The sequence below is a fragment of the Arthrobacter sp. Soil761 genome (assembly GCF_001428325.1).
Taxonomy (GTDB): domain Bacteria; phylum Actinomycetota; class Actinomycetes; order Actinomycetales; family Micrococcaceae; genus Arthrobacter.
Window position 1 is genome coordinate 361,976 of sequence record NZ_LMSF01000012.1, and the last position, 14,812, is coordinate 376,787.

The window sequence follows — 14,812 nt, forward strand, 5'->3', positions numbered from 1 at the left end:
ACGTGGTTAGCGCCTTGAAATGGCGTCGACGACGGCTGCCAGGGCAGCGCCGACCTTTCCGGCGTCGGTTCCGCCGCCTTGGGCGACGTCGTCTTTGCCGCCGCCACCACCACCGAGGACACCGGCAGCCACCCGGACCAGGGCACCGGCCTTGACGCCGGCCTCCCTGGCTGCCTCATTGGTGGCTACCAGGATCAGTGGACGGTCGTTGGCGACGCCGGCCACAGCCACGGCGGCAGCTGCCGAACCGAGCCGGTTGCGCAGGTCAAGGGCCAGGCCGCGAAGGTCATCGGCTCCGCTGACGGTGCCGGCGTCGTGGGCCAGCACCTTGACGCCTGCGGCGTCCTGGGCGGTGTTGACCAGCTGCGCAGCGGAAGCGGCCAGCTGTTCCTTGCGGAGCCGGTCCAGTTCCTTCTCGGTGGCCTTCAACTTGGCCAGGGTGGCGGAAATCCTGTCGGCGAGCTGGCCGGACGGGACCTTCAACAGGTCCGTCAGTTCGGTCACCAGGGCACGCTCAGCCGCAAGGTGGCGGAAGGCCTCCATGCCAACGAAGGCCTCCACGCGGCGGTTGCCCGAGCCGACGGACTGTTCGCCCAGGAGCGACAGGCTGCCGATCAGCGAGGTGTTGGCAACGTGGGTGCCGCCGCACAGCTCGCGTGACCACGCGCCGTCGATCTCCACCACGCGCACCTCGCTGCCGTAGTTCTCCCCGAAAAGGGCCATGGCGCCCATGGCTTTCGCTTCGGCCAGCCCCATGATCTTCGTTTCCACCGCGTAGTTGTTACGGATGGCCAGGTTGGAGACTTCCTCGATTTCGGACCGCGTGGCGGTGCTCAGGCCTTCGCCCCAGGCGAAGTCGAAGCGCAGGTACCCCGCCTTGTTGAAGGATCCACGCTGGGTGGCCTCCGGACCAAGGATCTGGTGCAGCGCGGCATGCACGATGTGCGTGCCCGTGTGGGCCTGCTCAGCGGCATGGCGGCGTTCACGGTCGACGGCGGCGCGCACCAGCGAGTCAGCGCCGATTTCGCCTTCGCGGACAATCGCCTTGTGGACACTTAGACCCTTCACGGGCCGCTGGACGTCCAGGACCTCGACGACGAATCCGTCACCGGTGATCAGGCCGGTGTCGGCGGCCTGGCCGCCGGCTTCGGCGTAGAAGGGGGTTTCGGCCAGGACGAGTTCGATCTCGTCGCCGGTGGCGGCCTGCTGCACCTGGCGGCCGGCGCTGAGCAGGCCGCGAACGCGCGACTCGCCCTCAAGCTCGGTGTACCCGGTGAAGACCGTCTCGCCCTGGGCCAGGATGTCCTGGAAGACGGTGAGGTCGGCGTGGCCGCCCTTCTTGCCCTTGGCATCGGCCTGGGCGCGCTGGCGCTGTTCCTGCATGAGGCCGCGGAAGGCCGCCTCATCCACTTTGAGTCCCGCTTCCTCCGCCATCTCCAGCGTGAGGTCGATGGGGAAGCCGTAAGTGTCGTGCAGCGTGAAGGCGTCCGCACCGGACAGCGGCTTATTGGCGGCCTTGGATTCCTTCACGGCCTCTTCCAACCGGGCGGTGCCGGACGCGATGGTGCGCAGGAACGCCTTCTCTTCGGCGTAGGCAATGCGGCTGATCCGGTCGAAATCGGTCGCCACCACCGGGTAGACGCCCTTCATGGCGTCGCGCGATACGGGCAGCAGATCAGGCAGGCAGGCCTGTTCCACACCCAGGAGGCGCATGGAACGGACGGCACGCCGGATGAGGCGGCGCAGGACGTATCCGCGGCCCTCGTTGGAGGGGGTCACGCCGTCGGAGATCAGCATCAGTGCCGACCGGATGTGGTCGGCCACCACGCGCATGCGCACGTCGTCGGTGTGGTGGGGATCGTCCGGGGTTTCGGCGGAGGTGTATTCCCTGCCGGACAGTTCGGCGGCCTTGTCGATGACCGGCCGCACCTGGTCGGTCTCGTACATGTTCTCGACGCCCTGCAGGATCATGGCAAGGCGTTCCATGCCCAGGCCCGTGTCGATGTTCTTCTTGGGCAGCTCGCCGACGACGTCGAAGTCCACCTTGGAGCGGACGTTTTCGATCTGGTACTGCATGAACACCAGGTTCCAGATCTCGACGTAGCGGTTCTCGTCGGCGATGGGGCCGCCGTCAACGCCGTAGGCGGGACCGCGGTCGTAGTAGATCTCGGAGCAGGGGCCGGCGGGTCCGGGCTGGCCGGTGTGCCAGTAGTTGTCCGACTTGCCCATCCGCTGGATGCGTTCAGCCGGGACGCCGGTGTTCTTCAGCCACAGTTCCTCGGCTTCGTCGTCCTCTTCGTAGACCGTCACCCACAGACGTTCGGGCGCAAGGCCGTAGCCGCCGTCGTCAACGCTCTTGGTGAGGAGCTCCCAGGCGAACTTGATGGCGTCTTCCTTGAAGTAGTCGCCGAACGAGAAGTTGCCGCACATCTGGAAGAAGGTGCCGTGGCGGGCAGTCTTGCCCACTTCCTCGATGTCGCCGGTGCGGATGCACTTCTGCACGCTGGTGGCGCGGGAGTAGGGCGCTTCTTCGCGGGCAGTGAGGTACGGAATGAACGGGACCATGCCGGCCACCGTGAACAGCAGGGAGGGGTCGCTGGAGACCAGCGATGCGGAGGGAACCGCCGTGTGGCCCTTGCTGACAAAAAAGTCCACCCAGCGCTTTGTGATCTCCTGCGACTTCATGAGCTGTTTTCTTACCCTTCTTGGTCCGTCCCGCCGGGCGGCACGGAAATTTCGTTCAGGTGGCAAGGTTCCCGGATCGGGTTCCTGCCGGTTGTTGGCTGGTGCCGGTTGTGCCCCGCGGGCTCAGCGGCGGACCAGTTCCGCGGACTCGACGCCAAGGGCGGTCCGCAGGTCGGTTTCCCGTTCGCGCATCCCTGCGCGGACGGCATCCGCGAAGTCGTACACCCCGTCGGCAAGACGCCCTACCGCACGGTTGAGGCCCTCAGGTCCAAGAGTGGACTGGGCCTGGCTCACTTTGCGGAAGGCAATGACCCCAATGGCCACGCCGATTCCCATCCAGACAATTCTTTTCATATTCGTTCTCTTCGAATCTAGCGGCTGCGGCGGCCGGCAGCGGGCTTCCGGCGGTTGGCGACGGCGCTGCGCACGCCGTAGCTGAACGCCGCAACCTTGATCAGCGGCGAGCCCACCGTGGCCGCCACCAGCGAGGACAGGGCGGAAATGTTGGCGGATGCGTCGGAGACGTTGGACGCGATACCGTCCACCTTCTTCAACTGCTGGTTGGTGGTGGAAACGGTGGCCGTTACCTCATCCATCAGGGGCGTGGCGCCGTCGCTGATGGACCTGATGGCAGTCCGCACTTCGTCGAAGACTTTCCCCAGCTTCAGGATGGGGACCGCGAGCAGCAGCACCAGGAGCGCGAACACCCCGGCAGCGATCAGGCCGGCAATATCGCCACCAGTCATAGACGTTCATCTCCTCGAAATTCTGTGATTGAGCCCCATCCGCGGCGTGACGGAATGCCCGTTGCGCAGATGTCCCCCAAGTACCTTACATACAAAGAAGCCCGCGGCGCGTGCCACGGGCTTCTTTGGATACGCTGCTGGGATTTAGCGTGCGTAGAATTCGACGACGAGCTGCTCTTCGCAGGTCACCGGGATTTCCGAACGCTTGGGGCGGCGGACCAGGCGTGCCTGCAGGGCTTCCAGCTTGACGTCCAGGTAGGCCGGAACGGCAGGCAGGACGTCGCGGTGTGCGCCGGCTGCGGCAACCTGGAGCGGAACCATGGTCTCGCTGCGGCTGTGGACGTGGACCAGCTGGCCCTCGCCGACGCGGAACGACGGGCGGTCAACGCGGACGCCGTCAACCATGATGTGGCGGTGCACAACCAGCTGGCGGGCCTGGGCGATGGTGCGGGCGAAGCCGGCACGCAGGACCAGGGCGTCGAGACGCATTTCGAGCAGCTCGATGAGGTTTTCACCGGTCAGGCCCTTAGTGCGGCGGGCTTCTTCGAAGGCACGGGTCATCTGTGCTTCGCGGATGCCGTACTGGGCGCGCAGGCGCTGCTTTTCGCGCAGACGTACGGCGTAGTCGGAGTCCTGCTTCTTGCGGGCACGGCCATGCTCACCGGGGCCGTACGGGCGGCGCTCCATGTACTTGGCGGCCTTGGGGGTCAGAGCGATGCCGAGGGACCGCGAGAGGCGGGCCTGACGGCGAGCACGAGTGTTGTTAGCCACTAGTGTCCTTCCAATATCTGCGGTGTGTCAGTGTTACTGGCCTCCACGATGGAGAGCATCGGCCAACCGCTGCCTTTTGCTACTGGGCGCAGGGCATAACCTTCTCAACGAATTGGGGAGATTGTGCGTCCGTGCCTTGCCAGACGAACATCCAGCCTACCATGGCGGCTACTTGCCCCGCACAATCTTCCGCAACCGCTCCAGCCGCTGGGCGATGTCCCGTTCCGCTCCGTTGCCGGTGGGCTGATAGTAGTCGCGGCCCACCAGGTCGTCCGGCGGGTACTGCTGCGTTGCCACCGCGTGCGGGGCGTCGTGGGCGTACTTGTACCCCACGCCGTGTCCCAGCTGCTTGGAGCCCGGGTAGTGCGCATCCCGCAGATGCGCGGGAATGCCGACGCCGAGTCCCGCGCGCACGTCCGCGATGGCTTTGTTGATGCCCATGTAGGCGGCATTCGATTTTGGCGCGGTGGCGAGGTGGACCACGGCCTCAGCCAGGATGATCCGTCCCTCCGGCATCCCGATCAGCTGCACCGCCTGCGCCGCGGCCACGGCGGTCTGCAGCGCCGTGGGGTCGGCCATGCCCACATCCTCTGCCGCCGAGATGACGATCCGCCGCGCCACGAACCGCGGGTCCTCCCCGGCTTCAAGCATCCGGGCAAGGTAATGCAGGGCAGCATCCACGTCCGAGCCCCTGATGGACTTGATGAATGCGCTGGCCACGTCGTAGTGCTGGTCACCGGCACGGTCATAGCGGACGGCGGCCGCATCCAGCGCACGCTCGGTGTGGCGCAACTCCACGGTGACCGGCTCAGCAGTGACCGGCTCAGCAGCTGCACCCTCCTCCCCCACGGAACGTTCGACGTCGTCCGCGTCACCGAAGGCGACGCCGGCCGCAGCCTCCAATGCAGTGAGCGCCCTTCGCGCGTCCCCGCCGGACAGCCGGACCAGGTGTTCCAGCGCTTCGTCGCTGAGCCGGACCTTCCCGCCCAGCCCGCGCGGGTCCTCGACGGCCCGCACCAGGAGGCCCTCGATGTCGGCATCCGTCAGCGGCCTGAGCGTGAGGAGCAGGGAGCGGGACAGCAGGGGTGAGACCACCGAAAAGGAAGGATTCTCCGTGGTGGCAGCCACCAGGACCACCCAACGGTTTTCGACGCCGGGAAGCAGCGCGTCCTGCTGGGCCTTGTTGAAGCGGTGGATCTCGTCAAGGAACAGCACCGTGGTGGTCTTGTACAGGTCCCTGGCCGTCAGGGCGTCGTCCATGACGCGGCGGACGTCCTTGACGCCGGCGGTGATGGCGGACAGTTCCACGAATTTCCGTCCCGGTCCGCGCGCGATGACGTGCGCCAGCGTGGTCTTTCCCGTACCGGGCGGCCCCCAGAGGATGAGGGAGGTGGGACCGGCCGGGCCCGTACTGTCCGCCCCGGCGCCTGCGGCCAGCTGCCGCAGCGGCGAACCCTGGCCGAGCAGGTGCTGCTGGCCCACCACTTCGTCCAGGGTGCGGGGCCGCATCCGGACGGCCAGCGGACTGCGCGGCGAACCTTGGCTACGGGAACCCTGCCCCCTGGAACCCTGGCCCCCGGAACCGGTGCTTGCCCCGGAGACGGGACCGTCGTCGTCGTTTTCTGGTCCGTGCCCGAAGAGATCATCCACATAGATAGGCTACTTCCAGTCCACCGCTGCTTTTCGCCTCCGTCTTCCGCCCGGCCCTGACACCAAAGGAACTCCCATGCCTGCCACCGTTGCCCACGGCGGGCCGCCGTCCGTCCGCACCGCGTTCGTGCCCGGCAGCCGGCTGCCGGGCTGGGCCGACCGGTTCGGCGCCTCGCATGGCGGTTACCGGCTGCAGGATGACGACGACGGCCTCCGCCTGGTGGCGGCCGACGGCACCGAAGCGCTCCTGCAGGCGCCGTGGCCGGCCGACGGACGCCCGGGACGCGGCAGCGGAGCGCTGGAGCGGCTGGCCGCCCTTGCGGCCCAACCGCGACGGCTGGGCCTGCTGCTGGTGCGGCGCGGCGGTTACGGCATAGGGGTGGCAAGCGAAGGCATCCTGCTGGCATCCAAGGCAGGCACCAGGTACGTCCAGTCCCGTACGGCTGCGGGCGGACAGTCCCAGCAGCGGTTTGCCCGCCGCCGTTCCAACCAGGCGGACGCTTTGGTTGCGGCCGTGGCCGGCCAGGCGGCGGACGTGTTCCGTAGTGCGGCCTTCGAGTACCTGGTGCCCGGCGGCGACCGGCCCCTGGCCGACCTTGTCCTCCAGGAACCTGCCCTGCGTGACTACGCTCGCCTGCCACGCCTCGCGTGGCTCGACGTCGCCGAGCCCCGGGCCGCCGTGTTGAAGAAGGCCGCGGTGGACGCCTGCTCGGTCCGGATCACGGTGACCGACGCATCCGGATAGCGCACGGCTGTTGCCTGGTCAGCAGCCTGTCAGGGCGCGGCGGGGGCGTTCCTGCCGGTACAGGTAACGCCCGGCTTCCGTGAACCCGGCGTTGGCATACATCGCCTGCGCCCCATGGTTGGCGGCGGTGACAAGGAGCCAGTACTTCCCCGCCCCCTGCTCCGCACCGGCCTGCAGCAAGGACTGGAGGACAGCAGTTCCGTAGCCGCGGCGGCGCGCTTCAGCCCGGGTGGCCATGCAGTACAGCCCGCCCTGGGCGCTTCCGGCGGGAAGGGCGAGGCGCCCGACGGCGGCGGGCAGCCCGGCTCCGTCACGGACAAGCGCGTAAATCGAAGGACAGCCCAGCAGGATTTCCCTGGCGGTGGCGAGGGCGTCCTCCCCGCCGCGCCCGTCCACCTCCCACCAGACGCGCAGCCAGTCCGCGGAGGGTTCCCGGGAAACTTCAACGGCAGCGTCCGCGGTTCCTCCAGTCATCGGGCCGCGGGTCATGACTACGGTCTCGGATTGCCGGGTGAAGCCTTCAGCGTCGAGCAGGTCGTGCAGCGCGGCTGTTGCGGGGGTGTCGAACAGCTGGAAGATGACCGGCAGCCGGCGGCTGCGGTACCAGGACCTGGCGTCGGCGAGCAGGCCCCGGAGGCTGTCACCTTGCAAATCCGCGGTGACGGCACGCGGCCAGATGGAGTTGGCGCGCTGGGTCACTCCGCCTGCTGCGCGCAGGACCCAGCCCCCGGCGTCGTACCGTTCCAGGGCCGGCCAGGCGGCATCCATGGCGGCTTCGAGGTCCAGTGGTGCGGGTTCACTTTTGCCCGGGGCGGACAACTGACAGCTCCTTCGTTAAAGGCGGGAGGTTCCCCGGTGATCCGGGGAACCTCCCTTGGCCGCTGCCTTGCGGCAGCGTTGCGTGATGCTACTGCTTCTCTTCGGGCTTCTTCACTTCCGGCTTTTTGGCCTCCGGCTTGAAGTCCACGCCTGCCTCCTTGCGCTGCTGCGGCGTGATGGGGGCCGGGGCATCGGTGAGGGGGTCGTGGCCGCCGCCGGACTTCGGGAAGGCGATGACGTCGCGGATGGACTCGACGCCCGCCAGCAGCGAAACCACGCGGTCCCAGCCGAAGGCGATTCCGCCGTGCGGCGGGGCGCCGTACTTAAAGCCCTCCAGCAGGAAGCCGAACTTGGTCTGGGCGTCCTCCTTGTCCAGGCCCATCAGCTCGAAGACGCGCTCCTGCACGTCCCGCTGGTGGATACGGATGGAGCCGCCGCCGATTTCGTTGCCGTTGCACACGATGTCGTAGGCGTAGGAGAGCGCCGATTCCGGATCCTTGTCGAAGGTGTCAAGGAACTCGGGCTTGGGCGAGGTGAAGGCGTGGTGGACGGCGGTCCACTGCCCTCCGCCGACGGCGACGTCACCGGAGGCAACAGCGGCTGCTGCGGGCTCGAACATCGGCGCGTCCACCACCCAGCAGAAAGCCCAGGCGTTGGGATCGATCAGGCCGGTGCGGTGGCCGATCTCCACGCGTGCAGCACCCAGCAGGGCCCGCGACGGCGTCTTCTCACCCGCGGCGAAGAAGATGCAGTCCCCGGGCTTGGCGCCCACGGCGTCAGCCAGGCCGGCGCGCTCGAACTCGGTGAGGTTCTTGGCGACCGGTCCGGCGAGCTCGCCGTCCTCCTTGTAGAGGACATACGCCAGGCCCTTGGCGCCGCGCTGCTTGGCCCACTCCTGCCAGGCATCAAGGGCACGGCGTGCCTGCGACGCGCCGCCGGGCATGACGACGGCCCCAACGTAGGGTGCCTTGAAGACGCCGAAGTTGGTGTCCTTGAAGAAATCCGTGAGCTCGGTCAGTTCCTGGCCAAAGCGCAGGTCCGGCTTGTCCGAGCCGTAGCGCGCCATCGCGTCGGCGTACGTGATCCGCTGGATGGGCGTGGGGATGTCGACGCCGATGAGCTGCCACACCGCCTTGACGATGTTTTCGCCCAGCCGGATCACGTCGTCCTGGTCCACGAAGCTGGCCTCAATGTCCAGCTGGGTGAATTCCGGCTGGCGGTCCGCGCGGAAGTCCTCGTCCCGGTAGCAGCGGGCAATCTGGTAGTACTTTTCGAAGCCGCCCACCTGCAGCAGCTGCTTGAACAGCTGCGGGGACTGCGGCAGCGCGTACCAGGACCCCGGAGCCAGGCGTGCCGGAACCAGGAAGTCACGGGCGCCTTCCGGCGTCGAACGTGTCAGCGTGGGCGTCTCGATCTCCACGAAGCCCTCATGGTGGAGCAGTTCGCGCGCCACCCGGTTTGCCTCGGAGCGGAGGCGCAGGTTGCGGCTGGGGCCGGGACGGCGCAGGTCCAGGTAGCGGTGCTTGAGGCGCGCTTCCTCGCCGACTTCCACGTGCTCGTCGATCTGGAACGGCAGCGGGTCGGAGGTGTTGAGGACGGTGACGTCCTCGGCGATGACCTCGATTTCGCCCGTGGCCAGCGCCGGGTTCTCGTTGCCTTCAGGACGCCTGGAAACGGTGCCCTTGATCTGCAGGACGTATTCATTGCGCAGTCCGTGGAACACTTCCTCCTCGCGGACCACCACCTGGGCCACGCCCGAAGCGTCGCGCAAATCCACGAATGCCACACCACCGTGATCACGGCGGCGGCCCACCCAGCCGGCCAGGGTTACGGTTTGTCCAATGTGCTCGGAGCGAAGGGATCCGAGGTCATGTGTGCGCAGCACAGCACGCCTTTCTGCGGGAAAACAGTGGGAAGTCAATATGATCGTTGCGGGAACGATCCCGTCCGAGTTTACCCGCTGGAAAGGGACTGCCGCCGCATGAGCGAACCGCAGCAGCTGCAACGCAGGCTGGGAACCTTTGATGCCACCGCCATCGGACTGGGCTCCATGCTGGGTGCCGGAGTGTTCGTGGTGTTCTCCCCGGCCGCGGCACTGGCAGGGAATCTGCTGGTCCTGTCCGTGGCTGTTGCCGGGCTGGTGGCGTACTGCAACGCCGTGGCATCGGCAGCCCTCGCCGCCAAGTACCCCACCAGCGGCGGGACCTACGTCTATGGCCGGAAACAGCTGGGCGAATGGCCGGGCTTCCTGGCCGGCTGGGGTTTCGTCACGGGCAAGACGGCCTCCTGCGCGGCCATGGCGTTGACGTTCGGCAGCTATGTGGCGCGGGACTACGCCGTCCCGGTTGCCGTGGCCGCCGTCGTGGCCCTTACCGCCGTCAACCTGCTGGGCATCACCAGGACAGCCCTGCTGACGAGGATCCTGCTGTGCCTGGTCCTGGCAACACTGGTGTTCGTTGGCACCGCCGCCGTGCTGGGTCCGCACCCCGCGCCACTGCCGGGAGGCGCGCATTCCGGCGGGGTGGAGGGCGTCCTGCCTGCCGCCGGGCTGATGTTCTTCGCGTTTGCCGGTTATGCCCGGATCGCCACGCTGGGCGAGGAGGTCAGGAATCCGGCGCGTGCCATCCCCCGCGCCATCCTGGCGGCCCTGGCGGGCGCATTCGCCATTTACCTGCTGCTGGCCCTGCTCCTGCAGGCCCACCTCGGAGAGCGGTTGGGGTCCACGGGCACTCCCCTGCTGGACGCAGTGCTGGACAGCCGGCTGGCAGCGGGTGCACCGCTGGTGCAGGCAGGAGCAGCGGCCGCGTGCCTGGGCGCACTCCTCGCGCTGATCACGGGCGTGGGAAGGACAACGTTGGCCATGGCCAGGGAGCGCGATCTTCCGGGGCCTCTGGCCAGGGTGGGCGGTCCCCACACCGTTCCGTTCGTCGCCGAACTGGCCGTGGCCGCCGTCGTGATCCTGCTGCTCCTGACCACCAACGTGATGACCGTCGTGGGCTTCTCAAGCTTCGGCGTGCTGGTCTACTACGCGGTAGCCAACGCGTCAGCATTCACCCTTTCCGCCCATCCCGGCTACGCTCCCCGGTGGCTTAACGCGCTGGGTTTCGTGGGCTGCGTGGTACTGGCCTTCACTTTGCCGGCTGCGTCGGTGCTGACCATGGCCGCAGTCCTTGCCGCCGGCGTGGTGGGGCGCTGGCTGGTGCTGCGGTTCCGGCAGCACCGGCACCGGACATAAGCGCCCGGCTAGACCGACGCCGCGGCGGCCGCGGTTGTCTCAACCTGCACTGCCAGGTCCTCCAGCGGCGGCATCCAGGTTTCAGGGGCGGCCAGCACCTGCTCGCCGGTGCGGATGTCCTTGACCTGGTGGGTGCCGTCCTCGTCCGTGAACCAGACGAACGGGATTCCCCGGCGGTCCGCGAACTTGATCTGCTTGCCGAACTTCTCGGCCTTGGCAGCCACTTCGGTGGGGATTCCCCGGCTGCGCAGCAGGGCGGCGACATCCTGGGCAGTGCCCCAGCTGTCGTCATGGTTCAGGGCCACCAGCACTGCAGTGGGAACAGAGCGGGAGGCTTTGGCCAGGTCCTGGCTCAGGATCCGGGACACCAGGCGGGTGACGCCGATGGAGAGGCCAACGCCCGGGAACTTGCGGTTGCCCTTCGACGCCAGGGCGTCGTACCGGCCGCCGGAGCAGATGGACCCCAACTGTTCGTGGCCCACCAGGACGGTTTCCACCACCGTGCCGGTGTAGTAGTCCAGGCCACGGGCGATGCTGAGGTCCGCCAGTACCTTGCCGGGCGCCCGCTGCACGGCGGCATCGATGACCTGCTCCAGTTCGTCCAGGCCCTCGTCCAGGAGTTCGCTGCTGACACCCAGGGCACGGACCTGGTCCACAAAGGACGTATCTTCCGTTCGGATGGCAGCCAGTTGAAGCGCCTTGGCAGCCTGCTCGTCGGTTGCGCCGAGCTCGGTCTTGAGCAGTTCGGCCACCTTTGCCGGACCGATCTTTTCGAGTTTGTCGATACTGCGCAGCACGCCTGCGGTGTCATCGAGTCCGATGCCCCGGTAGAAGCCTTCCGCCAGTTTGCGGTTGTTGATCCGGAGACGGAAATCGGGGATGGGCAGCGCACTGAGTGCTTCGGCGATGACCAAGGCGATCTCGACGTCGTAGCGGAACGGAAGCTCGCCGTCGCCGACCACGTCGATGTCCGCCTGGGTGAACTCGCGGGCCCGGCCTTCCTGGGGCCGCTCGCCGCGCCACACTTTCTGGATCTGGTAGCGGCGGAAGGGGAAGGCCAGGTAGCCGGCGTTTTCCACCACGTACCGGGCGAAGGGAACGGTCAGGTCGAAATGCAGGGCAAGCGCGTGGGGATCGGCCTTGCCGGCTTTAACGGGGTTCTCGCTCTCGTCCTCCTGGAGCCGGCTGAGCCCGTACACTTCCTTGTCGATCTCGCCCTTGCGCAGCAGCTGGCCCACTGTCTCCACGGCGCGGGTTTCGATCGAGGTGAAACCATGCAGTTCAAAAACCCGGCGCAGGGTATCGAGCACATGCAGCTCCACCAGCCGCTCCTCGGGAAGCCACTCGGGGAATCCGGACAGGGAGGCGGTGCGTGCCATGGGGAAGGTTCTCCTTAGGAATGGAAGGTGCGCCGGAGCTGCCGGCCGCGCCCGCAACGGCGGTCGTTCGGCGGCAGCACAGCCAGCCATGCATAAACTATGTGCGGCAGCCAGTTTATGCGTCATCCGTGTGCATCTCTAATGCGGCGGACCCGCACGGCCTGGCCCTTAACACCTGCGCCCCGCGGCCAACCGCCGGGCACCAGCAGCCCGACGACGAGGAGGACCCTTGGCGGCCAGTTCACGCAGTGCACGCGAAGCAAAACGGCGCATCCAGCAGATGGAAGCCAAGCGTGAGCTCCGGCGCGACCAGGAGAAGCGGCGGAAACGCGACAACCTCGTGGCCGCCGGCGCCGGAACCGCCGCCGTGCTGCTCGCCGTCGTCCTCCAGCTCGCCGCCTTCGCCGGAAACCCCACTGAGGACGAATATGCCGCCGCGCAGGCGGGACTGACGGAACCATCCACCTCTGCAAGCGCCTCCGCGACACCCTCGGCGCCGGCCACCAACGGGCCCAACATCCCGTCCGCGGACACGGCGGCGGGCAAGACGTTCACCGGCGAACTGCTGCTGAACGGCAGCGCGCTCGGCGTGGAAGTGGACGGGACCAAGGCTCCGCAGGCAGCAGCCGTTTTCAAGTCCCTCAGCGACGAAGGCTATTTCAACGGCAAGTCATGCCACCGGCTCACCACTGCGGACCAGTTCGGCGTGCTGCAGTGCGGCTCCCCCAACGGGGACGGACAGGGCGACCCTAATTACACGTGGGGTCCGCTGGAAAACACGCCCGCAGACAACACCTACCCTGCCGGCACCATCGCCGTGGCCCGCACGGGGAACAACGCGTACGGCAACGGGACACAGTTCTTTATTGTCTACAAGGACACGGTCATTCCGGCCGATGCTGCCGGCGGCTATACCGTGGTGGGGAAGGTGACATCCGGGCTTGATGTTGTATCCAACATCGCTGCCGCAGGCATCACCCCGGGAGCCGGCGACACGGACGGCGCGCCAAAACAACCAGTCACGATAGACTCGTTCTCTCTGAAGTAGGAAGCCGGGCCGGCCAGGCCGCGGTGCAGTACGTGAGTATTTCCCTCCAAGCGAAAGACTTTTAGCGGTGACAGACAGTCAGAAATCCGACGAAACAGCAACAGACATGACCGAAGCAGCGGCTCCGGCCGAGGTTGGCGGTACTGATGCCAATGCCGGGCAGTCCCCCGTGACCCCTGAAGCCGCCGCTTCCGATGAGGGCAACGGGCAGGCTGACGAAGCCCAGGCCGCCGAAAGCCAGGCCATCGGGGACCCGGCCAGCGGGGCCCTGGCCACCGAGGACCACGGCGCTGAAGACCAGGCTGGAGGGACCGCCGCAGCGGAGACCTCCGCACCTGCCGCGGCACCGGCTCCTGCCCCCGCTCCGCGGCCGTCTGCACCGTCACCGGCAGCGTTCGCGTCGCGTCCCAAGCCTGCCGCTGCCGCTCCGGCCGCGGTTACGGCTCCGGCTGCACCTGGTACGTCCGTTGCCGAAGCCTCCAAATGGGGCCGGGTGGAGGGGGACGGACACGTCTACCTGAGCATCGACGGTGGCGAACACCCCGTGGGCCAGTACCCGGGTGTCAGCGACGACGAAGCGCTGCTCTACTTCGCGCGGAAGTACGACGACGTCGTGGCCCAGATCGTCCTGCTGGAGCAGCGGGTCAGCTCCAAGGCACCCAGCACCGACATGCAGAAGACCGTGACGCACCTGCGGGAACAGCTCGCCGAGCGCAACATGGTGGGCGACCTCCGTGCAGCGGAGGCGCGCCTGGACGCGCTGGCAGGCCAGATCACCGAGCTGGAAAAGGCCGAAAAGGCGGAGCACGACGCCGTGCGTGCCGCCGAGCTGGCAGCACGTGAAGCCATCGTCGCTGAAGCAGAGGAAATCTCCGGCCAGGATCCGGCGCAGACGCAGTGGAAGACCTCCAGCGCCCGGATGAACGAGCTCTTCGAGAACTGGAAGACGGCCCAGAAGAGCGGCGTCCGCCTGGGCCGCAGCAACGAAGATGCCCTGTGGAAGCGGTTCCGTGCCGCCCGCACCGTTTTCGACCGGCACCGCCGTGCCTATTTCTCCCAGCTGGACAGCAACAACTCTGCCGCGAAGGCCGCCAAGGAGAAGTTGATTGCCGAGGCTGAGGCGCTCTCCACATCAACCGACTGGGGCTTCGCTGCCGGTGAGTACCGCCGGCTGATGGATCAGTGGAAGGCCTCACCGCGGGCAAGCCGCAAGGACGACGACGCGCTCTGGGCAAGGTTCCGCGCCGCCCAGGACGTCTTCTTCACGTCCCGCCAGGCTGCCAACGAGGAGATCGACCAGGAGTACGCAGCAAACCTCACGGTTAAGGAGGCGCTGCTGGCCGAGGCCAACGCCATCCTGCCGGTGAAGGACCTGGCAGCGGCCAAGAAAGCCCTTCAGTCCGTTCGTGACCGCTGGGAGGAAGCCGGCAAGGTTCCCCGCGCGGACATGGGCCGGGTCGAGGCCGGGCTGCGGAAGGTTGAAGACGCCGTGCGGCACGCTGAGGAAGAGCAGTGGCAGCGGTCCAACCCCGAGCGCAAGGCACGCACCAACAGCGCGCTCTCGCAGCTGGAATCCGCAATTGCCGGGCTCCAGGAAGACCTTGCCAAGGCTGAGAAGAGCGGCGACCAGCGCAAGATCAAGGCCGCCCAGGAAGCACTCGAGGCACGCCAGGCATGGCTCGACCAGATCCAGCGTTCCGCCAGCGAGCTTGCCTGATTTTTCTGTCGTGAACT

The 14,812-nt window shown here is 67.3% G+C and carries 12 protein-coding genes; 4 read left to right on the plus strand and 8 right to left on the minus strand.

What is annotated here, in order from left to right; genetic code table 11:
* Nucleotides 1–6: 6 nt before the first annotated feature.
* The 5 genes from alaS to ASG79_RS09800 form a co-directional block, all read right to left on the minus strand.
* Nucleotides 7–2,685, minus strand: a complete 2,679-nt coding sequence (gene alaS, locus ASG79_RS09780; protein WP_056390465.1) for an alanine--tRNA ligase — start codon at nucleotides 2,683–2,685, stop codon at nucleotides 7–9.
* Nucleotides 2,686–2,808: 123 nt separating this feature from the next.
* On the minus strand, nucleotides 2,809–3,039 hold the full coding sequence (locus ASG79_RS09785) for a DUF6167 family protein (RefSeq protein WP_222430050.1): 231 nt from the start codon (nucleotides 3,037–3,039) through the stop codon (nucleotides 2,809–2,811).
* 17 nt (nucleotides 3,040–3,056) lie between these two features.
* Nucleotides 3,057–3,431: a DUF948 domain-containing protein gene (locus ASG79_RS09790; protein ID WP_018769323.1), complete on the minus strand. Its 375-nt coding sequence runs from the start codon at nucleotides 3,429–3,431 to the stop codon at nucleotides 3,057–3,059.
* 144 nt (nucleotides 3,432–3,575) lie between these two features.
* Nucleotides 3,576–4,202 carry a 30S ribosomal protein S4 gene (rpsD, locus tag ASG79_RS09795; RefSeq protein WP_009357431.1) on the minus strand — a complete coding sequence of 209 codons (627 nt, stop codon included), beginning with the start codon at nucleotides 4,200–4,202 and terminating at the stop codon, nucleotides 3,576–3,578.
* A 168-nt stretch (nucleotides 4,203–4,370) separates the two neighbouring features.
* Nucleotides 4,371–5,852: a replication-associated recombination protein A gene (locus ASG79_RS09800; RefSeq protein WP_056390468.1), complete on the minus strand. Its 1,482-nt coding sequence runs from the start codon at nucleotides 5,850–5,852 to the stop codon at nucleotides 4,371–4,373.
* Between the two features lie 76 nt (nucleotides 5,853–5,928).
* On the opposite strand from ASG79_RS09800, the gene ASG79_RS09805 reads away from it, so the two are divergent.
* Nucleotides 5,929–6,597, plus strand: coding sequence for an acVLRF1 family peptidyl-tRNA hydrolase (locus tag ASG79_RS09805; protein WP_056390471.1), 669 nt, complete (start codon nucleotides 5,929–5,931; stop codon nucleotides 6,595–6,597).
* A gap of 18 nt (nucleotides 6,598–6,615) precedes the next feature.
* Here ASG79_RS09805 and ASG79_RS09810 read toward each other — a convergent pair whose 3' ends face one another.
* Nucleotides 6,616–7,416, minus strand: coding sequence for a GNAT family N-acetyltransferase (locus ASG79_RS09810; protein WP_235509777.1), 801 nt, complete (start codon nucleotides 7,414–7,416; stop codon nucleotides 6,616–6,618).
* Nucleotides 7,417–7,504: 88 nt separating this feature from the next.
* A complete protein-coding gene (aspS, locus tag ASG79_RS09815; RefSeq protein ID WP_018769327.1) occupies nucleotides 7,505–9,301 on the minus strand; it encodes an aspartate--tRNA ligase in 1,797 nt (598 codons plus the stop codon).
* Between the two features lie 96 nt (nucleotides 9,302–9,397).
* Between aspS and ASG79_RS09820 the strand changes: the two genes are divergently transcribed.
* Nucleotides 9,398–10,651 (plus strand): APC family permease, encoded by a 1,254-nt coding sequence (locus ASG79_RS09820; protein WP_056390475.1) that lies wholly within the window; start codon nucleotides 9,398–9,400, stop codon nucleotides 10,649–10,651.
* 8 nt (nucleotides 10,652–10,659) lie between these two features.
* On the opposite strand, the gene hisS is transcribed toward ASG79_RS09820, so the two are convergent.
* The gene (hisS, locus tag ASG79_RS09825; protein ID WP_018769329.1) at nucleotides 10,660–12,030 is read right to left on the minus strand and encodes a histidine--tRNA ligase; all 1,371 of its coding nucleotides are present in this window, start codon (nucleotides 12,028–12,030) and stop codon (nucleotides 10,660–10,662) included.
* Nucleotides 12,031–12,259: 229 nt separating this feature from the next.
* On the opposite strand from hisS, the gene ASG79_RS09830 reads away from it, so the two are divergent.
* Both ASG79_RS09830 and ASG79_RS09835 read left to right on the plus strand, forming a co-directional pair.
* Complete coding sequence (locus ASG79_RS09830) at nucleotides 12,260–13,078, plus strand: peptidylprolyl isomerase (protein ID WP_056390479.1); 819 nt, start codon at nucleotides 12,260–12,262, stop codon at nucleotides 13,076–13,078.
* Between the two features lie 67 nt (nucleotides 13,079–13,145).
* Nucleotides 13,146–14,795, plus strand: a complete 1,650-nt coding sequence (locus ASG79_RS09835) for a DUF349 domain-containing protein (RefSeq protein ID WP_082581717.1) — start codon at nucleotides 13,146–13,148, stop codon at nucleotides 14,793–14,795.
* Nucleotides 14,796–14,812: the final 17 nt, after the last annotated feature.

Coding starts and splice junctions, on each gene's coding strand:
- alaS (WP_056390465.1), bottom strand. CDS start 2,685: ATGAAGTCGCAGGAGATCACAAAGCGCTGGGTGGACTTTTTTGTCAGC.
- ASG79_RS09785 (WP_222430050.1), bottom strand. CDS start 3,039: ATGAAAAGAATTGTCTGGATGGGAATCGGCGTGGCCATTGGGGTCATT.
- ASG79_RS09790 (WP_018769323.1), bottom strand. CDS start 3,431: ATGACTGGTGGCGATATTGCCGGCCTGATCGCTGCCGGGGTGTTCGCG.
- ASG79_RS09805 (WP_056390471.1), top strand. CDS start 5,929: ATGCCTGCCACCGTTGCCCACGGCGGGCCGCCGTCCGTCCGCACCGCG.
- ASG79_RS09820 (WP_056390475.1), top strand. CDS start 9,398: ATGAGCGAACCGCAGCAGCTGCAACGCAGGCTGGGAACCTTTGATGCC.
- hisS (WP_018769329.1), bottom strand. CDS start 12,030: ATGGCACGCACCGCCTCCCTGTCCGGATTCCCCGAGTGGCTTCCCGAG.